The sequence below is a fragment of the Rhizobium sp. P1_B8 genome, from assembly GCF_056406515.1.
In genome coordinates this window covers 1-21,064 of the sequence record NZ_JBFTZZ010000006.1, presented here as the reverse complement: position 1 = coordinate 21,064, position 21,064 = coordinate 1, and the positions used below count along the sequence as shown (strand labels likewise).

General features: G+C 58.3%; 15 protein-coding genes. 7 read left to right on the top strand and 8 right to left on the bottom strand.

Annotated elements, in window-relative coordinates; translation table 11 throughout:
• Nucleotides 1–45 precede the first annotated feature (45 nt).
• The 5 genes from AC1D2N_RS09680 to AC1D2N_RS09660 are packed head-to-tail and all read right to left on the bottom strand — an operon-like array spanning nucleotide 46 to nucleotide 5,453.
• On the bottom strand, nucleotides 46–1,017 hold the full coding sequence (locus AC1D2N_RS09680) for a glycoside hydrolase family 26 protein (RefSeq protein WP_130653357.1): 972 nt from the start codon (nucleotides 1,015–1,017) through the stop codon (nucleotides 46–48).
• Nucleotides 1,018–1,021: 4 nt separating this feature from the next.
• Entirely contained in the window at nucleotides 1,022–1,543 is a 522-nt protein-coding gene (locus AC1D2N_RS09675) for a DUF995 domain-containing protein (RefSeq protein WP_130653356.1), read from the bottom strand.
• Between the two features lie 37 nt (nucleotides 1,544–1,580).
• Nucleotides 1,581–3,449: a glycosyltransferase family 2 protein gene (locus tag AC1D2N_RS09670; protein WP_130729453.1), complete on the bottom strand. Its 1,869-nt coding sequence runs from the start codon at nucleotides 3,447–3,449 to the stop codon at nucleotides 1,581–1,583.
• Nucleotides 3,446–4,429 carry a UDP-glucose 4-epimerase GalE gene (galE, locus tag AC1D2N_RS09665; protein ID WP_018244215.1) on the bottom strand — a complete coding sequence of 328 codons (984 nt, stop codon included), beginning with the start codon at nucleotides 4,427–4,429 and terminating at the stop codon, nucleotides 3,446–3,448. Before galE ends, AC1D2N_RS09670 begins: the two co-directional genes overlap by 4 nt.
• Before the next feature lies 1 nt (nucleotide 4,430).
• On the bottom strand, nucleotides 4,431–5,453 hold the full coding sequence (locus AC1D2N_RS09660) for a UDP-glucuronic acid decarboxylase family protein (protein ID WP_018244214.1): 1,023 nt from the start codon (nucleotides 5,451–5,453) through the stop codon (nucleotides 4,431–4,433).
• 386 nt (nucleotides 5,454–5,839) lie between these two features.
• On the opposite strand from AC1D2N_RS09660, the gene AC1D2N_RS09655 reads away from it, so the two are divergent.
• Nucleotides 5,840–6,154, top strand: a complete 315-nt coding sequence (locus AC1D2N_RS09655; RefSeq protein ID WP_018244213.1) for a hypothetical protein — start codon at nucleotides 5,840–5,842, stop codon at nucleotides 6,152–6,154.
• A 19-nt stretch (nucleotides 6,155–6,173) separates the two neighbouring features.
• On the opposite strand, the gene AC1D2N_RS09650 is transcribed toward AC1D2N_RS09655, so the two are convergent.
• Nucleotides 6,174–6,956: a helix-turn-helix transcriptional regulator gene (locus tag AC1D2N_RS09650; RefSeq protein WP_018244212.1), complete on the bottom strand. Its 783-nt coding sequence runs from the start codon at nucleotides 6,954–6,956 to the stop codon at nucleotides 6,174–6,176.
• Nucleotides 6,957–7,801: 845 nt separating this feature from the next.
• Here AC1D2N_RS09650 and AC1D2N_RS09645 point away from each other — a divergent pair.
• The 6 genes from AC1D2N_RS09645 to AC1D2N_RS09620 all read left to right on the top strand — a co-directional run bounded on the left by AC1D2N_RS09645 (nucleotide 7,802) and on the right by AC1D2N_RS09620 (nucleotide 17,127).
• Nucleotides 7,802–8,743 (top strand): hypothetical protein, encoded by a 942-nt coding sequence (locus AC1D2N_RS09645; RefSeq protein WP_018448066.1) that lies wholly within the window; start codon nucleotides 7,802–7,804, stop codon nucleotides 8,741–8,743.
• Nucleotides 8,744–8,888: 145 nt separating this feature from the next.
• A complete protein-coding gene (locus AC1D2N_RS09640) occupies nucleotides 8,889–10,928 on the top strand; it encodes a hypothetical protein (RefSeq protein WP_128409319.1) in 2,040 nt (679 codons plus the stop codon).
• Between the two features lie 25 nt (nucleotides 10,929–10,953).
• Nucleotides 10,954–13,254, top strand: a complete 2,301-nt coding sequence (locus AC1D2N_RS09635; protein WP_130729452.1) for a type I secretion system permease/ATPase — start codon at nucleotides 10,954–10,956, stop codon at nucleotides 13,252–13,254.
• A 5-nt stretch (nucleotides 13,255–13,259) separates the two neighbouring features.
• Nucleotides 13,260–14,609 (top strand): HlyD family type I secretion periplasmic adaptor subunit, encoded by a 1,350-nt coding sequence (locus tag AC1D2N_RS09630; protein WP_026188567.1) that lies wholly within the window; start codon nucleotides 13,260–13,262, stop codon nucleotides 14,607–14,609.
• A 104-nt stretch (nucleotides 14,610–14,713) separates the two neighbouring features.
• Nucleotides 14,714–15,205: a hypothetical protein gene (locus tag AC1D2N_RS09625; RefSeq protein WP_018244207.1), complete on the top strand. Its 492-nt coding sequence runs from the start codon at nucleotides 14,714–14,716 to the stop codon at nucleotides 15,203–15,205.
• Between the two features lie 269 nt (nucleotides 15,206–15,474).
• A complete protein-coding gene (locus AC1D2N_RS09620) occupies nucleotides 15,475–17,127 on the top strand; it encodes a GNAT family N-acetyltransferase (protein ID WP_130653354.1) in 1,653 nt (550 codons plus the stop codon).
• 145 nt (nucleotides 17,128–17,272) lie between these two features.
• Here AC1D2N_RS09620 and AC1D2N_RS09615 read toward each other — a convergent pair whose 3' ends face one another.
• Together AC1D2N_RS09615 and AC1D2N_RS09610 are read right to left on the bottom strand one after the other, a co-directional pair.
• Nucleotides 17,273–19,267 (bottom strand): glycosyltransferase, encoded by a 1,995-nt coding sequence (locus AC1D2N_RS09615; RefSeq protein ID WP_130653353.1) that lies wholly within the window; start codon nucleotides 19,265–19,267, stop codon nucleotides 17,273–17,275.
• Nucleotides 19,249–20,481, bottom strand: coding sequence for an HlyD family secretion protein (locus tag AC1D2N_RS09610; protein WP_130653352.1), 1,233 nt, complete (start codon nucleotides 20,479–20,481; stop codon nucleotides 19,249–19,251). Before AC1D2N_RS09610 ends, AC1D2N_RS09615 begins: the two co-directional genes overlap by 19 nt.
• Nucleotides 20,482–21,064 lie beyond the last annotated feature (583 nt).

Sequence of the window (21,064 nt, the reverse complement as noted above, 5' to 3'; positions counted from 1 at the left end):
CCCCGGCGGGCCTCTCCGTTTTTCAGGCCTCTGTTTTCCTGACTATCAGTTGCTGTCCAGGTTTTCGACCACGCGCCAGTCCGGCCGGCCGAGATCGAACGGCCATGCGTGCACATCCCGGTCGTTGAAATAGACGACTTCCTGCAGATTCGGGAAGGCGCTCTGCTTCAACGTGGCAGTTTCGATCCACGGCCTGATATAGGCGTCGCCGCCTTCATAGCCGAGCTCCGCCACCCAGATGGGCTTTCCGTAACCGGCGACGAGATCATACCCCTGCTTCAATGCTTCCGAGAACGTCCGGTGCTCATTGTAGGCAAGCTCGTCGTAGCGCTGCAGACCGAAGACCGAGAGCCCGATGAGATCGACATAATCGTCGCCGGGATAATAGGCCTGGAGACCAGGCTCTCCCTTCGGCGACCACATGAGCTCTGTGCCGGGCGCCTCCTGGCGGACAATGTCCATCATCCGCTTGTAGGCCGTGATATAGTCCTGCGGGCTCCAGCCGGACCATGAGAACCGCCCTGACTTGTCCTCCATCTCCTGTCCCCAGCGGACGATCACCGGGCTTTTCAGCTCGGATATGATATGCGCGATCGAACGCATGTTGACATCGTAGTCACCGCGCAAAACCTTGGCGCGAAGCTGTGCCGAGGTGAGCCGCCAATCGACGTCCCAGGACCATGGCTCCACAGTGATCAGCAGGTTGCGGCCTCTAGCCAGCGCATAGGCATCGGCGACGCGCAACGTTTCGAGGTCGACGTCCTCCCACGGCAGGAACAGGGCTTCGGTCGCGACATTCGCCTGCGCGCCGAAATCGCCGTGCGGATCGTAGGCCCCGAACTTGATTCCGTCGGCATGAAGGACGGGGCGCTTGTCGATAATCGTCTGCACGGCCGCCGCCGGGTTTGGCGCAATGCCCGCATATTGCACTTCGCTTCGGCCCGGAAGATCCGCGACACACAACAACAGCAGCGCAATCGCGGTGGTCGAGAGGTTGTTTTTCATTAGCTTCTTCATGGCTTCACCCTCCTTTTCGGGCTATTTCCTGGCTCAGCAGGACCTGCTTCAGTTCGCCCGCCTTCGCGCTGACCGTATCGACGGGAACGAGCTTGCGGAACTCGTCATCCGGGAGCACCGATGCATGACGGAAGACGTACCACTTGCCGTCCGGCTGGCGCCGCTGATAGATCGTGTTGCCGATCTTGCGGTGACCGAAACAGGTGCTGGCGCGGGCCGCACCCTCGGCATTCGTCCAGGTGGCACGCATGCAGAGCTGGCCGAGATCGTCGACCACCCATCTGCCTTCGGCGAAGGACGGCTTCCCCTTGTCATTGCTCCAGGCGATAAATCGCCGGCCGTCATCGAAAAAACGGCCGCCGCCGGTGTTCCAGGTCCAGGTCTTGTCGCCATAGATACGATAGAGCTCATAGGCGCTGACCGGCGTCGGCGCTTTCTGTTTGGCGACCTCGGCGCCGTGTGCCGCCATGGGCAGACACAGGCTGAGAGCGAGGGCCGCTCCGTATAGTCTCGATCCGATACTCATTACATCCTCCTACTCGACACTTGCCGGTTCCGCCGGCTCAGACACCTTGTTCGTCCGGCCCCGTGCTTCCGAACCCATTCCATCTGAGGCGGAACTTCACGATCCTGGTCTTGCCGCCGCCGACACCGGCACCGGCTACGGCAAACTGTGATTGGCTGAAACTGATGAACGTCTGGCCGTGGGAAAGGGCCTCGAGGCTATGCAGGCCATGGCTGCCCGCCTGCATGCCGCCGGTGATGCAGATCGCAAGCCCCGTGGCCGTCGCAAGCCACAGCCCGCGTGATTGCGGCAGCCGCGGCAGATCGTTCTCGATCGCATGGCGAATGACGATCAGCACCGTCAGCGACAGATAGATCGAGAGATTCATCGCCGCGAAAATATAAAAGCCTTGGGCGGCAGTGGCCTCACTGGCCAGTGCCATGGCGGCTGCGCACAGTCCGGCGAGCGCGATATAGGGCGCGATGACGCGCAACGGCAAAGACCGCTGCTGCTGCCTTCCCTTCGGCGTGATGCGGAAATCGACGAAGGAGCCACTGATATAGTCGCGAAGCGCAGCGAGGCTGCCGGCAAGCGACCACGGCCAGCGCAGGAAGATAAAAGCAAGCCCTTCCCAGCCGAACAGTTTCGCATCGTGCGGCCTGAAGGTTCCCGTGGCTCGCCAGAAGAAGGCAAACAGCGTCAGCACGACCGATATCGGCGTAAAATGCAGCAGGAAATCCGGATAGGTCACATTGACGAAGACTTGGCCCGTCATCAAGGCGGCAACCGGCAGCAGGAACATCACGGCCATGAAGGCGGAGAAGAGCGGATACCACAGCTGCGAGAACACGAACTGAAATCTCAGTCGCCAAGGCAGGTGCATGATGTGACGGCGAGAATGTTGCAGCAGGATCGTGACGAGGCTGCGCGACCACTGGAATTCCTGGACGACGAGATCGGTGAAGTTTGCCGGTCCGTCGCCATGAGCGATCGCATCGACGGCATGCACGCCACGCCAGCCGCCGGCATTCATCATCAGCGTTGTCGAATGGTCTTCCGCAAGTTCCGGGCCGAGGCCGCCGATCTGACGAAGGGCCGCCGTGCGAACCGCATAATGAGAACCGATGCAAAGAGGCGCCCAGCCACTATTGTAACCCGTCTGCAGCGAACCGTGCAGGCTTGCCTCGGCATAGAGCCTGCCACGCGCCGCCCAGCTTTCGCCGGCATTGGCATCGCAGATGCTGGGAGCGGAGACATAGCCGATCTTAGGGTCGGCGAAGGGGCGCAGGATTTCACGGAGGTAGGTCGGCGTCGGCACATGGTCGGCATCGAACTGGGCGACGAAATCGTAGCGCGCATAGCCGGAATGGTCGTAGAAATAGGCGAGGTTGCCTTCCTTGCAACGCGTCCGGCGCGGCCAGGTGGTGCGATGATACTCCGCCACGCCCTTTCGGGTGGAGATCAGCACGCCGTGCGCCGCACACCAGCGCCTGGTTTCCTCCGAAGGGTCCTCGTCGGCCAGCCAGACATCGAAATCGACGCCGATCTGGTCAAGCATCGCCTGCAGCGTGGCGCGGACGACGGCAAAGGGCTCGGACGGCGCCTTGGTGACGACCATTGCCACCCGCCCTTCCGGCAGCCGTGCCGCAGGATTGACCGTCCTCGCATCGAGGAAGATCAGGATGAAATAGGCCGGCACGAGCGTGATCCAGGCAAGCACGAGGGTGATAAGCACGAAGGCGGCCCAGGAAATGATATGGGCGGACTGGCACCACCAGATCCAGAAATAACCGAGTGCTGTCAGCCAGCAGAGGATGCCGAAGCCATAGGCGACGCGGTTCCAGCCAGCGAAAACAGGATCGAATGCCTCAGCTGCGGCGGCCTTCGCCGTCCTGGCGCTGTGACCGACTTGCAGTGCGTCGCTCATGCCGTCAGCTCCAGTCCGAAGGTGGGGCCGGCGGTGCGGATGATCGTATCGATATCCGAGAAAACCGGCGAGAAACCGAGCTCCGCCTTCGCCCTTGCGGTGTTGGCAAAGAGGACCGGCGGATCGCCAGCGCGGCGAGCGCGATAATTCACGGGGACTTCACGGCCGCTCGCGCGATAGATCGCCTCGAGAATCTCGCGCACCGAGGTGCCCCGGCCAGAGCCGAGATTGACGCTGAGCGAGCCGCCGCCCGCCATCAGATGATTGACGGCGGCGAGATGCGCCTGCGCCAGATCGCTGACGTGAACATAATCGCGAACACAGGTTCCATCCTCGGTCGCATAATCGGTGCCGAAGATATCGAGCCGCTCCAGCCTGCCGGCGGCGGCAAGAAGGGCCCGAGGGATGAGATGGGTCTCGGGGTGATGCCGTTCGGCAAGCTCGCCATCAGGATCGGCGCCGGCGGCATTGAAATAACGCAGTGCGGCAAAGCGGATGCCATAGGCAGCGGCAAAATCCTCGAGCGCCATCTCGAAGATCAGCTTGGTACGCCCATAGGGATTGACCGGGTGCTGCGGGCTTTCCTCCCGTATCGGCAACGAGGCGGGAACGCCATAGATGGCGCAGCTGCTCGAAAAGACGATCCGGTCGATATCCTGATCGAGGCAGGCCTCGAGCAGGGTCAGGCTGCCAACGACATTATTCCGGTAATATTTCCTGGGCATGTCGACGGATTCGCCGACATAGGCATTGGCACCACAATGGATGACGCAATCGGGCGAAAACTCTGCAAGAGTCCGGCGCAGCGCGGCGGCGTCGGCAATCTCTGCCCGGATGAGCGGGCCCCAGCGGACGCTGTCGGCATGTCCCGTCGAGAGATTGTCGTAGGTGACAGGGATCATGCCGGCACGCGACAGCGTTTTGCAGATATGACTGCCTATGAAACCGGCGCCGCCGGTGACGAGAATGTAGCGGGGCATCTCATACGACCTCCGCCTTCTCTGTGCCGGCCAGCAGGCCGTCGAAATATTCGACGGTGCGAGCCAGGCCGGTTTCGAGCCCGATGCGGGGCTCCCAGCCCAGCTCGGCCATGGCCCGGGAAATATCCGGCCGCCGCTGACGGGGGTCGTCGGTGACCGCAGGCAGGTGGACGATCCGGGAACGCGAGTTCGTCAGGTCCCGAATGATTTCCGCCAGGCGGCGAACGGTCATTTCGGCTGGATTGCCGAGGTTGATCGGGCCGTTGCAAGCACTGCCGGCAGCCGAAAAACGCAGGAAACCGTCGACGAGATCGTCGACATAGCAGAAAGAACGGGTCTGCTGGCCATCACCATAGATCGTCAGATCGGCATTGCGCAGAGCCTGCACGATGAAATTGGAAACCACCCGCCCGTCGTCCAGGCGCATGCGCGGCCCGTAGGTATTGAAGATGCGGCCGACCTTAATGTCGACGCCGTAAGTCCGGTGGTAATCGAAGAACAGCGTTTCAGCGCTGCGCTTGCCTTCGTCGTAACAGCCGCGCGGTCCGATCGGGTTGACATTGCCGCAATAGGATTCGTGCTGCGGGCTCTGGCTCGGGTCGCCATAGACCTCCGACGTCGACGACTGGACGACGATCGCACCGGTCTTTCGCGCGCAGTCCAAGGTGTTGACGGCGCCGAGCACATTGGTTAGCAGCGTTCCCACCGGATCCCGCTGATAATCGGGCGGAGAGGCTGGGGAGGCGAAATTGAAGATGAGCGACGCGTCGATATCGAAGGGCTGCCTAACATCGTGCTCGACGATGCGGAAGCGGGTGTTCGATGTGAGATGATCGACATTCGCACGGCGGCCGGTCGAAAAATTGTCGAGGCATATGACGCTGTGGCCGCGCTGCAGGAGCCTTTCGCAGAGATGTGAACCGAGGAAGCCGCCCCCGCCATTCACAAGAACGGTGCGTCGCCCTTGGAGCACCGGTATGCCTGACACTTCAGAATAACCTTCGTTGGGAACGAAACTACGCATTACAAACTCCTTCCCATGTATTTAGTCTTTTGATTATTTATGCACTGCATGCCTCCGTTATCCGCTCTGGATATTCATGAAACTGAGCGTCCATACATGAATAACTTTGTAGTTACTCTCCAGATACCGAATTACTATTAAAACAATACAACGACTTCCGCCAAGGTCAACTTGAAAAATTCCAGCTATCCAAAATAATTACGCAAGTATTCTTCAAAGTAACAAATGATTAATCACTTTCAACGCTTTACCACCAATACGCCTCTCATCCGCCTCTCAAGCTTCACTCAATGCAGCTAATATACGAGGGAAGTCGGGTGATCGGCCGCGCTCAACGGCAAGGCCGGTCTTGCATCCGGAAGCGCCATATGCGAGGGGTTTGGGCTATGTTGAAAAAACAAGATGCAGCGCAGCTGAAAGGCCGGCGTCTTCGCTTGGCGATGTTCGTCTGGGGAACGGCGCTTATGGCGATCGGACAGACGGCCTGCACGGTCGTTGATGACGACATCGCGGTCGTCGCGAAGAAGAGTATCGTCGAGGCGCCGCGCGTCTCCAAGGCCTATGCCTATCCGGAAAATCGCGCCGGGCGCCCGGCCGGGGTCACGGCCCGCACTGTCGCCTATCACGGCTCAGCGCCTTATATCTGCTCCCCAAGCGGCTTCGGACAGAAGTCGCGCTGCTTTGCGCGTCCCTCTATCTGAAGCAAAACTGATCGTTACATCAATTGCGCCACCGACCGGACATATCGTCTTCGCCGGCAGGGTGTTCATTGAAGAAACGGGAAGCCGCTTCCGTGCGGTTTCGGACATTCATCTTCTTGTAGATGTTGCGGACGTGAACCTTCACGGTGTTTTCGGAAAGATGCAGCTTGTCGGCGATGATCTTGTTCTGCGTCCCCTTGCATATGAGATCCAAGATCTGAACCTCCCGGGTGGTCAAAGCGGAGATACTGTCGCGTCTCAGCTTGAGCGCATTGTTGCGCGCCGCATCGACCGATTTTGTCTGATAGAGCGAAGGTTCCAGCTGGGTGTTCTTGTTGTTGAGACGGTTTAGAAGTGCTGACGGAAAATGTTCGCCGCCCTTCATCAGTAGATCCACAGCGGCCATGAAGACGTCGAGCCGGAGGTTGAGCGGCAGGACGCCATCGATGATCCTTGCCTCCACCAGCCGGCTGACATAGGGCTCGAGCATGTCGATAGCTTCGACGACAAGTCCGATCGAGGTTTCAGGGTGGTTTTCGCGGGCAGCCTGCAGCGCTTCTTGAAGCTCAGGGCCAGGTATATGATAGAATAAAACGAGCTTCATATCGCTGGTATCTTTTTCCAGCATCGGCTTTGTGCTCGTTATGCTTGCTACTTCACAGTTCGGAAATTTCTTCGCCAGTGCTTCTACCATGCATTCCGAAAACAGATCCGCCTTGGCTACCACTAGTATAGTATCTCCAGACGAACTCAACTTCCTTCCTTGGTCCGCATTCTCCATTCCAGACCCTGTCATGAACATATACGCCTCCCCTAGCGTTACACTTTACTCAAACGTGGAGCGATGGCGGGTATTAAATAGTATGAAATGTCGATCCCGAATGTCATCGCCTTATTTTTTAGACATTTCTTAATTATGTTAATACGGATTGAGAAGGAAGGAAATGGCCCAAAGTGATTAGTTTTAGCGGGGGAAAAACGATACGATACAAAGCCTTGGTTGTATTTTCACTTCGATAGATACTTCAAGGTTATATTTGCTCTGACTATAGCTGAACAGCTAATGTAATATTTCAGTACAGATTGTCATAATTTCGTCATGCAGGGTGGTGGCCGGATACAGGACGGGGAAACATCGAGAGGTGCCCCTCAACCCGGCAGCGAATGCCGAGAGCCCCGAATTCTCATTGCCCGCCGACGCTCCCGCCGAAGAGATCTTAACGCTCCAACGACAGGGGCTATCCAGGGCTAGCCGGGCACGGCAGATCCGCCTTAGCCCGAATTGATGTCTATCGGATCCGCATTTTTTCCAGCAATCTGCGATCGTCGTCCAAGTGGCGACATGGAAAACCCATGTATTGTTCTGCGTTTTGATACATGGCCTCCATTTAGGGCAACTCAACGAAAAGAAGACCTGACTACTCCTTATCCCTTTCAGGATTCGGAGCCGGATATGTGCGGCCTTGTACTGAGTACGTACGTTCCCAATACCAACGGTTTGATCAACAAATCGCGAAGAAGCCGCAGATGACTAGTATCGAATACATCTGCCGATGTTAACCGCATCGGAGCGAGCGCGAGTAAAATCCCATTTGAGATGAGAGGGATTTCGAAAAGCTGCTCCGGTTTTTTTCTGGAGAAACTTGAATGTCTGACGACATCGAAATCACGAAGGTCGGGGCGCTTGCCGACGGCTTTGCCAACAGCGCTATCAATTCAACTGAAGTTGACGACGGCTCGACCGGTTATGTCGGCGGCGTCGCCAATGGCGACAATCGCGACAATACCGACAACAGCGTAGATGTGGACGTCAAGGCCGAGCTCTCCGCAAATAATGGCGACAACCGCGACAACGAATATGACTGGAGCTACAAGTCCGACGACGATACGAGCACCAAGACCACGACAATCACCGACTCCAATAACGACTACGACTGGAGCTATGACAGCAAGTCGTACAGCGACAACGACACCGACACCAAGACGATCACGGACACCGATACGAAGACCGTGACAGACACCGACATCAAGACCATTACGGATACGGATACCAAGACGGTCTCCGACAGCAACAACACGGCCGACAGCTTCAACAAGACGGATACCGACTTCGCCGTCATCGAAGACGTCAAGGACTTCGACAATCTCGGCGTTGCCGGCCACGACCTCACCTTCAACCTCGGCGACGACTTCTCCTTCACTCTCGACGTTGACAGCATCCTCAACAATTCGCTGTCCGGCGCCGGCAACGACAGCGGCTTCAGCGCCGTCCAGGCGAACCATTTGGCCGACCAGGATAATGCCTGGAACACCACGATGAACAACCAGGCGGCCGAGAACCATCTGAAGGCCGATGGCGGCCACGCCGATAGTGCAGAAGGCATTGAGATGGACGGCAAGGGCTGGGATCTCAAGGCTGGCGACGATGCCAATGGCTCGAGCACGGCCGACGCTTCGGCCATCCTTGCCAATTCCGGCTTCCACCTCGAGCTTGTTCAGGGTGCGAACCTGCTCAGCAACACAATCGACTCCAGCGTCATCGGCGGCAATTCTCATGTTTCCGACGTCGGCGAGGATACCAGCACCTGACACGGACCTCCAACGACCAAGACGAGCTGCACCGGCCTCGGCCGGTGCAGCTTGATTGCTTGAAAACGGTTTGACGACCACACCGCAGCTCCCAGTGAGGGGCGCCCAGAAGGCCGATCGTCATTTCGAATGGGAGGGCCGAACCATGCATATCGAGAAGATTTCGGAAATCATCGCGCACTTTATCGGTCTCTTCGAGATGACGACCGACGAGATGCGGTTGCGCACCAACTATGCTGAAGGCGCAGGACCGGGCGCGGATGGACCCGTTCTGCCGGATCAGGATGCCTATACGGCTGCCTTCTCTTCCGATCTTCAGCTCAAGGATTACGATCCAGGCGTCATTTACAAAAGCGGCAGCTACGAGATCGAATATGGTCCGGCACGCCATTTAGGCCGCGTCTTCGAAGAGAGCCTCGAGAAGCTGGCGGCGATTGCCGCAAAGGACATCCCGTTACCGCATTTCGGCGATCCGACCGATATCGTGCTCACGGATGAGCCGGAACTGACCGTCTTTGCCGGGCCTGGCTCGACGATCAGTCATGTCCTCCAGGTCAACGTCCTCTACGACGACGATTATCTCGATATGACGAACGGCGTCCATGCGCCGCGAGACACGACTTTTGTCATTGAAAAGCTCGCGGACTTCAGCACCAAGGCTGAGATCTTCACGCCTTTTTCGAGCCTCCACCGAACCGACACCTATGATGGCGCGCTGAAGATCGCCCAGGATCTCGAAAGCTATATCCAGAATGCCCAGAATACCGAGGACAGCGGGACAACCTCGCCCAGCACCGACGCGACGCATCATTTCGTCATCACCCATCCCGCGGGCGACGGCCCCATTGTCTACGTCAATGGCAAGGCCGAGACCGATATACCCGTCCTCGACGACTTCCTGCCCGACCGCGGTCTCGCCAAGCTCCAGGAAGAACCCGACGACAGCAATTCGTCCGTCGAACAGACAGATCCCAGCGGCAATAGCCTTGATGTGACCGCCGGTGCAAATCTCCTTGTCAACGTCGCCTCGGTGATCAACACCGGCGTCATTACTTCGGTCACCGCGGTAATGGGCAACTACCACCAGATCGACGCGATCTCCCAGGCCTTCGTCTACAGCGATCACGACGAGATCGCCTCGGCGCTGCGCTCATCCGGCCATTCGGCCGAGGAGGCGGGAACGGTCGCCAAGAATATCGCCGTCTTCGAACACAGCACCTTCGAAGCATCGAGCCACGCCGACAGCGATGCTGCCGAGCCGACGTTCCCGAACAGCTGGCGGGTCAGCGTCATCGATGGCGACGTTTCCTTCGTGCAGTGGATCGAGCAATATCACTTCGTCAGCGACAACGACACGATGACGGTAACCACCTCGGGATCCGAAGCCACGGTGCTGATGGGCGGCAATACCTCCATCAACTTCTCCTCCTTTTTCGGGATGGGCATGCAGTATGATCTGGTGATCATCGGCGGCAATGTGCTCGACATCAACAGCATCACGCAGATCTCGCTGCTCTACGACAATGACTGGGTGCGGGCGGAAGACGGCGTCGATCCCGGCGCCGACATCCAGACCGGCAACAACCTGATCTGGAATTTCGCTTCGATCCATAATGTCGGGACGGACAGCCCCTTCGCGGCCATGCCGGACTATATGGTCGAGGCGCAGAAGGCGATCGAAGATCGCGATCCCAATATGCCGGAAGGGCTGTCGTTCGATGTGAGTTTCCAGGGATATGCCGGTCTCAACGTGCTCTACATCACCGGCAATCTCTACGACATGACGATCATAAAGCAGGTCAGCATTCTCGGCGATTCCGATGATGTGACCCAGGCGGCATCGACCATCCTCGACAACAATCCCGATGCAACGGTTACGATCGACACAGGCAGCAATGCGGTCATCAACATCGCCGAGATCGTCGACTACGACAGTTTCGGCCAGACGACCTATCTGGCGGGCCAGCTCTATTCAGACGCCATCCTCATTCAGGGCGGGCTGGTGGAGCATGACACGACGCAGTCGCAGCCGGCCGACGACAGGCTCGCCAACGAAGTTATTGCCTTTCTCGACAACGACGATCCGGCGGGCAGCGATTCTGCGGACGGCGTCATCAATGCCGGACATGATTTTTCATGGTCGTCGGCGCACCCTGCCGACGTAATGCAAGCCATGGTCGCGTGACCTTGAGTATTGCGGAGGAACCACGATGAACCAGATTTCAAAACAAATCTTTGCGGCAGGCAGCGCCCTCGATCTGAGGTCGGGCAATATTCCTTCCGCTGCCCCCTCGGACGCTGCGATGAGCGATGTGTGCATTTCCGCGATCGACCAGGCGGTCGAGAATCTTCGCAGGCTCAGCGGCGCCGTTGCTTCGTCTCCCGACGGCGGCAAGGAGACGGTCGAAGTTGCGGCACGCGAGGCTGCCGATATCGGAGGCGCAAGTACAACTCAGCCGCCCGTGACGCAGAAAACGGTGACGGCGGAAGGCTCGAATGTGAAAACGGCGCCTCCTGCCGCCGTGGCGCAGAGCCCGGCGACAGCAAAACCGGTGGAAGCACCGGCCCAACCGCGGATCGAGGCGCGGGTGCCCCCCGAACTGCCGAAAGAGAAGACCGAGCTCAAATCGAGCCCGACGATGCCCTTCGGCAAGACCATCGACGGCGAAAGTGGCCCGATCAGCGAGAGTGACAGGCGGCTGCGCACCGGCGGCGGCGGAAACGGCAAGGATTCCGATCCCGGGGGCGGCGGGGGCGGGGGCGGAGGAAGTGGCGGCGGTTTTCACAAGCGCAGCGAGCCTGTGAATTTCGCCGCCAGCCTCTCGCGGGGCATGGCGGCGGTGCGACGCAACATGGTGGTCGTCATGATGTTCACGATCGCCATCAACGTCCTTCTGCTGGCAATCCCGCTCTATCTCTTCCAGATATCCGACCGGGTGCTGACAAGCCGCTCCATCGATACGCTCGTCATGCTCTCGATCGCCGTGATCGGCGCCGTGCTGCTACAGGCCTTCATGGATTCGGTGCGGCGCTTCATCCTGATGCGCACCGCGGTGGAACTCGAAGTGCAGCTCGGCGCGCCGATCCTCAGCGCTGCAGCGAGAGCATCGCTGCATGGCAGCGGCAAGGACTATCAGACACTGCAGGACCTGCAGTTGCTGCGGGGCTTCCTGACATCCGGCACGCTGATCGCGTTTCTCGATGCGCCGCTGATGCCGTTCTTCGTGGTCGTTGTCTATTTCGTGCATCCGCATCTCGGCATCATCATCATGACCTGCTGCGCGGTGCTTTTCGTGATCGCCTATCTGAACCAGAAATTCACCGCCCGGCAATTTGCCGAATCCAACGGCTATCTCAGCCGGGCAAATTTCCACCTCGATTCCATGTCGCGCAATTCGCAGATCATCAACGCAATGGCGATGATCCCCGAAGCGGTGAAGATGTGGGGCCGGGAAACGGCGGGCTCGCTGAAATCGCAGGTCGAGGCGCAGGACCGCAACATCATCTTCTCCGGCATATCGAAGGCCTGCCGCATGATCACCCAGGTCACCCTGCTCGGCTGGGGCGCGCATCTGTCGCTTTCGGGCGAGCTGACGGGCGGCATGGTGATTGCCTCTTCGATCATATCGGGACGCGCGCTGGCGCCGATCGAAGGCGCCATCGAAGGCTGGCACCAGTTCAACCGGTCGGCCGCCGCCTATGGCAGGATCAAGAGCCTGCTCTTGAACTCGCCGTTGAACTTCCCGCGCCTGCGCCTTCCCAATCCCGAAGGCCGGCTCGATGTCGAACGCATTCTCTTCGTGCCGCCGCCGCAGAAGAAGGTCATTCTCAACGGCATCTCCTTCTCGCTCAGGAAGGGGGAATCGCTTGCAATCATCGGCAATTCCGGGTCCGGCAAGACGACGCTCGGCAAGATGCTCGTCGGCTCGATCGTCCCGACATCGGGAAATGTTCGCCTTGACCTGATGGATCTGCGCAACTGGGATCAGCGCCAGTTCGGCGAAAGCATTGGCTATCTGCCGCAGGACGTGCAGCTCTTTCCCGGTACGATCAAGGCCAATATCTGCCGCATGCGCGACGACGTCGACGATCATCAGATCTACGAAGCCGCAGTGCTGGCCGACGTGCACGAGCTCATCGCAGGCTTCCCCCAGGGCTACGAAACCATCGTGGCGGCCGATGGCGCTCCGCTTTCGGGCGGCCAAAAGCAGCGCATTGCGCTGGCCCGCGCCTTCTTCGGCAATCCCAAATTCGTCGTCCTCGACGAGCCGAATTCGAACCTCGATACCCAGGGCGAGGCAGCGCTTGCCAGGGCGCTGATCCATGCCAAGAAGCAGGGCATCACCACCGTGACCATCACCCAGCGCCCAGCCCTTCTCCAATGCGTCGACAAGATCCTCGTGCTCAAGGAGGGCACTGTCGCCATGTTCGGGGAAAGGATCGAGGTGCTGCAGGCGCTTTCCAAGAACAACGGCAATAACGGTCAACAAGCACCGCGCATCGAAGGATGAACGACATGGGACGGAAAAAGCAGGAGACGACCGGTCCGGTGCAGCTCGAATGGTATAGCGACGTGCCGCGCTCGATCCGGATGCACAGCATCGTCGGGCTGACGGTTCTCTTCACCTCGTTCGGAGGCTTCGGCTTCTGGGCGGCGACGGCACCGCTTGCTTCCGCTGTTATCGCGCAAGGAAGCTTCGTCGCGACCGGCAACAACAAGATCGTCCAGCATCTGGAAGGCGGCATCATCAGGGAGATGCGCGTCAGCGAGGGCGATACGGTCAAGGAAGGCGATATCCTGCTGACCCTCGATCCCACGGCATCCCGCTCGAACGAGCGGATGCTGCAGCTTCGCCGGCTGCGCCTGGAAGCTGTCGTCGCAAGGCTCCGCGCCGAAGCGCAGGGCCTGCGCGAATTCCAGCTTCCCGATATCGTGATGAAAGAGGCAAGCGATCCCGACATCAACGCGATCATCCAGAGCCAGAACGTCGTCTTCCACAGCAAGCAGATCAAGCTCGAGGAGCAGCTAAATCTGATCGAGAAGAACATCAAGTCGCTAGAATACCGTTTCGCCGGCTATAAGGGCCAACGAGAATCCTTTGAAAGGCAATTGTCGTTGCTGACCGAGGAACGCGATTCCAAGGCCCGACTGGTCAAGGTCGGCTATATGCGCAAGACGGATCTTCTGGCCATCGAACGGGCGATCGCCGATGCGATGGGCGACATTGCTCGACTGAATGGTGAGCTCAACGAGAGCGAGGCGGAGATCGCCAAATTCCGCCAGGAAGCCGTCATCGCCGTCAACTCCAATAAGCAGGCGGCACTCGATGCACTCGAGACCGCCGAAACCGATCTGGACAGCGTGCGCGAACAGATGCGCGAGGCCGCCGGCGTGCTCGAACGCACCACCATCCGTTCGCCGGTGTCGGGCACGGTCGTGCGCTCCTATTTTCACACAGCCGGCGGTGTCATCACGACAGGCAAGCCGATCATGGAGATCCTGCCGGCGCATGTGCCGCTGATCCTGGAAGCGCAGGTGCTGCGCACCTCGATCGATCAGCTGCATGAGGGCGAAACGGCCTCGATCCGCCTCACGGCGCTCAATCGGCGCACGACCCCTGTTCTGCAGGGCAAGGTCTTCTATGTCTCAGCCGATTCGATCGAGGAAAATTCGGGAGCTTCAGTCAAGGACGTCTATATCGTCCGCGTCGGAATACCCGATTCCGAGATTGCACGGGTGCACAATTTCCATCCCGTTCCCGGCATGCCGGCCGAAGTGCTGATCCAGACGTCGGAACGCACCTTCTTCGAATATTTGAGCAAACCAATCACCGACAGCATGTCGCGGGCTTTCAAGGAACGCTGATCGCCCGCGATCCGGTAAATGCGACGGACTTGCCCGTTGTTCTGATGTAATGTCCATATGCCATCCTTCATGGATGGATCCCCTCCGGGGAGAAAGGGTCAAGCATGGCGGCGATGTCCGATGTCCTGTTGCGGGTCGGCCGGCTGAACTATGTCTGGACGAACACCGAAAGCCTGCTGATCTACATCATCGCCCATCTTCTCCGGGTCGAAAAGGAAGCAGCAATCGTCGTGTTCCTGACGCTCAACACGACGCGCGCCCGGATCGACCTCATCGAACGGCTTTCCAAACTCGCTTCGACATCTCCTTCCGACCGCAAGGCGATCCTTTCGGCCATGTCGCGGCTGAAGAAAGAATCCAAGACACGCAACAAATACAATCACTGCATCTATTCCTTCGACGATAAGGGAGAGATCTCGAGCACTCAGCTGATGCGGCTCGTCGAGGACGACAAGGAGATCCGTTACGGCAAGATCGAGCAGATGGACGCACGCGAGATCGACCTTCTGGAAAAGTCGATCGCCGAAATCGTCGCCATCAGCCGGACGCTCTGGGCCTTCATCCATGCGAGCCCGCAGATCGCCGGTGAGCTCTGATCTAATCCTTATGTATGCATGTTCTCAAAACCGCTGCACACTTTCGGGCGATGTACATTGAAGCGCGCCGTCCTCTAAGAGGCGGTACGCTCTATCACTCTGAATCTATGCATGATTTTCACCAAAAACGGTCGCGATTTTGGGTTATACGCCGGCTCCGGACTAATCACATTTAGGTCCTGCAAATCATCCGGACGGTTTATTTGAAGATCGGTGTTTGCCATTAGAATGAAACCTCCCGAGTGACGTATGGGGTATTGGGGGGCGGCATGCGCATAGATATCATCGACACCATTGCCGGGCTCGAGGCGGTACGCGACAACTGGGATCAGGTCTTCATGGAAGATCCAGACGCGCAGCATTTCCTCTCCTGGATCTGGCTGAAGAATTATCTGTCCCGCCGACGCCGCTGGTTCATCCTTGCTCTGCGCGAACGCGACCCCGAAGCACCTTATGTCGCCTTCTTTCCGCTGCGCCTCATCACGCATCTGAACGAGAAGACCGGGCTCTTCTACGACGAAATCATCATGGCCGGGAATTTTGCGGCCGATTATACCGGCCTCATCGTCAGACCGGATTACGAGCATCATGCCATTGCCGGCTTTGCTTCGTTTCTCAAACATCAGAACTGGACCGACCTGAAGCTCGAATATTTCAGCGGCCCTGCCGGCCGGCGCGAGAAGATGATCGAGGCGCTGCAGGGACCGGAGGTGATGTTTCGCGACAGCTCGCCCAAGAACAGCGAGAATATCGACAATACGATCTGTCCCATCGTCCCCCTGCCGGCCAGCTTCGACGACTATCTCGAGCAGCGGATGAGCAGCCAGACGCGCCAAAAGCTCCGGCGGTTCCTGCGCAAGGTCGAAGGCGACGATATTTACCGGATCACGATGGCAACTCCCGAGACCATCGATCGGGACATGGACATCCTCTTCAATCTCTGGCGGATCAAATGGAGTGCCCGCAAAGGCGCGGAGCGGACCGAGCGGCTGATCATCACCACGCGCGAGATGCTGATGGACAGCTTCCACTGCGGCAATCTCGAGGTGCCGGTCTTTTGGCATGGCGACCAGCCGCTCGGGGCGCTGGCGAATATCGTCGACCGGCAGAGGAAGGCCATCCTCTTCTATATCACCGGCCGCGACGAGAATTGGAAGACGCCGTCTCCCGGCCTCATCCTGCATGGATACTGCATCCGGCGAGCTATTGAGCACGGCTTCAAGACCTATGACTTCCTGCGCGGAAACGAACCCTATAAGTACATGTTCGGGGTGGAGGAAAGGCGGATCAGCTGCACCCTGTTCCGCACCCGCAGCGGCCAGAATCTGCATGGCGTGCTCAACCCGCGCAGCATTCGTTTCGTCTATGAACAGGCGCTCGACATGTACCGCAATGGGGCCCGGAGCAAGGCGGAGATCGCCTTCAACCAGGTCCTGCAATCGGCTCCAGGCCATACCGGCGCGGAATTCGGGCTCGCCAATCTGCTGTTCGACCGGGGCAAGCTGACAGAGGCACTGGCTGCCTACAAGGCCCTCGTCGAGCAAGCGCCCGATCCGACGCCGATCCATATGCGGCTTGGCGACACGCAGCTTGCGCTACATCAATATGAGCAGGCCGCAGAGACTTTCCGCCGGGTTGGCGAGATCGGGCCGCATCTCATCCAGGCGCATTACAAGCGCGGTATCGCCCTTGCGGCCAGCAAACGGCTGGCCGAGGCGGAGACCGTCTTCGCCGCGATCCAGGAGGTGCATTCTGACGATCCGGCCGCCCTCGACTATGCCGCCAAGGCGGGTGTTGCCCTTGAACGGATCCGCATGAGTGCCGAGGCCGCCGCTCGCAAGACGGACGTCGTGCCGGAGACCCTCGCCCGCTGGAGCCGCGGCCGTCATCTGAGCGAGCGGCGCCGCCTGCGGCTGCATTGACGATTGTTGTGGACGCGCGATGCCCAGTGTCCAAACACACGAAAGCCCGCACGAGGCGGACTTTGTGTATCTGGTTGCGGGGGCAGGATTTGAACCTGCGGCCGACCTGCCGATTGGCCGGCTGCCGGGCCGGGAAACACCTCGCTCAAAGCGTCCGGGTCCGACCGAATGTCCGAAGCAGAAGGTTGATCGAGACAGCGACTTTGTCAATGTCACGAACGTCCTGGGAGTAACGCCCGGTATAAAGTTTCACGATCATGTTATCGCGGGGCGAACCGCTAAGATTGAAAAAGAGGTGCAGGTAGAAGGCCTCCTTGTCGCCTGAGCGAGCAATGCTCCTTCGTCTTTGGGTGACCGTCCTTAGTTCGGTTTTGAAGGGCGAGAACCCCTCGAGCGACAGCGTGACATCGGCGGATGCAAAGCGCGTCTCCGGTGGCACAGCAACGACTGCCTTGTCGAGCGCCAGACTGACTATGCGGCCGGAAACACCGTCGACGTGAACCGCTTCGTCAAGTTTGAACGCATCGAAGAGCCGTCGCGGTTTTTCGAAGCAGATCAAGGACGCAATAGCGAGAACGAGAATGTTGATGCCCGACCAGCAAACCGCAATCGGCGAGAACTGCGCCTCGATATGGGAGGTCTCAGGGACAATATTGATGACAAGACCGATGGCCGTCGCCACGATCAACGCCGCTATCCAGGCAAGGCTGTATCCATCAAATCCGATCGCCTCGTTGCCGCTGCCCTTCGGGGTCACCCTGAATGGCTTGCCGAAGGGACGCACCACACTGGAAATAACGGTTGGCAACATCCGAAACGTCGAAAAAGCCCCGACGGCACTCGATACGACAGGCAAATATCGGGTCGGTGTTATCCAGAGCATCAAAAGGAAATAGGCCGTCAGCAACGGCACCTGATGGGAGATATAGTCTGCAGCGTTGGTGAAGTAGAGCGGCAGCAAGCCGAACCAGAGATATATGATCGGGATGATCAATATCGTAAAGCGCACCAGATACTGCACCAACCACGACAGCGGAAGGAACATGATGCGTTGAAAAGGCGACAGACCAGGTCCGCGCAGTGGGCCGTTGTGAAGATAAAGTGTTTGAATTCCCCCCTGACACCAGCGCTCACGCTGTACAAAATAGCCAGTCAGATTCTCAGCGGCCAATCCCATCGACAGGCGCTCATTCAGGTAACGGGTCTTGTAACCCTTGTTGAGCATGGAAAGGGTGGTCAACAGATCCTCTGTGATGGATTCCGTTGGAAACCCCCCAATCTCATCGATCGCCTTGCGTCGCGCGATTGAGCATGACCCACAGCAGAAACTGACGTCCCAGATATCTCGGCTCGGTGCAATTTCATCAAAGAACAAACGCTGCTCGTCCGGCCAGATATTTTCGAGACCGAGATTTGTTTGCACCGGATCGGTATTGAAGAAATGCTGTGGCGTTTGAACGATGCCGATGGTCGCATCGGAAAAGAAGGGAAGCGTCCGGCGCAGGAAGTGACGATAGGGCACGAAGTCAGCATCGAATATCGCGATGAAGTCGCCGGAGCTGACCTTCAGACCATTGTTCATGTTGCCGGCTTTGGCATGGCTGTTGTCGGGCCGTGTGACGTGGATTGCTCCCTTCTCCTCGCAGTAGGCCTTGAGCCAATTACGACGTTGATCGTCGAGCACGTAGACTTTCAGCTTGTCTTGCGGATAATCGAGCGCAAGCGCCCCTATGATCGTCCGTTCCAGGACGTCGAGCGGCTCGTTATAGGTAGGAATGAACACATCCACCGTGGGCAATTCATCCTCGTCACCTCTAAAGAAGTCTGGCGCGAGCCTGTCGGCTTCTGCGCTCCGGTCCACGTATCGACTCATCAAAACCAGGAAGAGCACGACTTCGAAGAATGCGAGGATTTCTATGATGAACAGAAACCAGACCCAGTAGAAGTTGAGGCCATTGTTGGGATAGGGAAGTACCGTCTCGAATAACCGCCAGAGTATATAGCGCAACGCAATGGCGCCAACGACCACGCATGTGATTGCGCGCGTCGAGCTATAGTTACGCGACCAGTTGAAAGGCCCAAGCAAAAAGAACGCCAAAACCGAAAATGTCGGAGCCAGTGCTATGAGATACTGAACCACAGGCTCTCTACCCAGTTCCATATGTGGATGTTAGGTTTGGGAAGGCGCACCTGAACAGAACGCCCCACCTGACAAAAGTTCGCATAATCCGTATTGAGAGCGGAGGGAGCCAGACCGACGCGTATTCGATCGTTGCGTTTGGTTGTTTCGGGCTGATTGGCTGCCAGCGTGTCCTTCTCGGCGACCGCGGAACTGCCTCTTACCGATAGGACAACGCCTTTGAAGGCCTCGCCTCCGCCTAACAAGCGCACCTCCGCAGCAAGGCCTGGATAAATCTCTTGGTAATCGACCTCCGGAACAAGGATATCGACGAAAAGATCGCTGCAATCGAGGATGCGCATCAGCTCGGTATTGAGGATGACGTTCGAGCCGTTGACGATGTTGCTACTCCACACGACTCCGTCGAAAGGTGATGGATCTGATGCCGAAGTGAGACTGCGGACGCGGTTTTCCTCCTCAATCAGCTGCATCTGTACCTGCGCGCCCCGTGTTTCGTTTTCGGCGATGCGCGTATTGAGATCGTTGATCCGAACGATGACCTCATCCTGTCGCTGGCGAGAATAGGGCACGTCGTTCTGGCCGTCACCGAAAACGAAAACACCCTTGCGAACGGCTTCCAGCTTTTGTTCGAGCTGGGCTACGGTCAAGCCACTGATTTCGAGTTCGCCCCCCGCCGCTTCCCAGGCGGCTCGGGCGGACTCGACCATCTTGGTGGACAGGATACCCTTCGCCTCAAGCGCGAGCCGCCGGTCAAAGTCGACTTGCGCGACATTGTCCTGCGCCTTGGAAACCTTGACCCGTTTGTTTAGAATTTCAACTTGTCGCTCTAAGTCGGCAACGGTTGTGCGCGTAAAGACTTCCATGCGTGCGCCCAATTGATCACGAAGCCGTACAAGCTCATCGCGTTCCCGCTTTAGCGCCGCAACATGTTCGACAGCAGTCATATGGTCGGCCTGCAGCGAAGTCAGTATTGCGCGGTTCACGCGGGCATTGTGTATCACGGCGAGTGGCGCTCCGGCCGACACGCGCGCACCAACTTTTGGGGGAGTTTCTGCGACTTCGCCGTCGATAGGAGCGTTCACGATCGCAAATCGCGCATTGACTGTACCGTCGAGACTTGTAAAGCCAGTCAGACCGGGCAGCAAAAGAACGATCGCAAGCGCGAACAGTATTATGCCGATCAGAATACGGGTAATGCGGTGGTTCCAGATCATTGGCAATTCCAAATCATCAACCGCAAGTCACTCGTGTGAGGCTTGCGTAACTGCAACCATATCTTGTAGAGATGTAGGCGCACCATGGCCATAGACAAGGGGACGAGCTGGCTGCACTCGATACGTTCGGTAAAATGTCGCAATAAGGCTAACCTGGGATTAGCTATGTACTGCAGCGGAGGCTCGTTTGTATGATGATGGACCGTGCCGACGCCCTGAGGAGGCGTTAACCCCGCCCCGTTACCAAACGCACAAAGCCCGCACGAGGCGGGCTTTTCTTTAGACCATCGTCCGCTGGAAATTTGGCCGGCGCTCAGCGAGAGRCGYCGMCCGCGCCTGCATTGAGGGTTGTTGCTGCGATGTACSGTAGACTAGACGCAAAAAGCCCGCCGGAGTGGCGGGCATTTGTGTGTCAATKTTCGTATATTTGGGATTTGGTTGCGGGGGCAGGATTTGAAGTTTCTGTCCCGCTGCGTCGGCTTCGCCTTCTTGGCGGGCCCCTGAGGAGGCGTTAAATCCTCGACCCGTTACGAGATACACAAAAGCCCGCACGAGGCGGGCCTTTGTGTATCTGGTTGCGGGG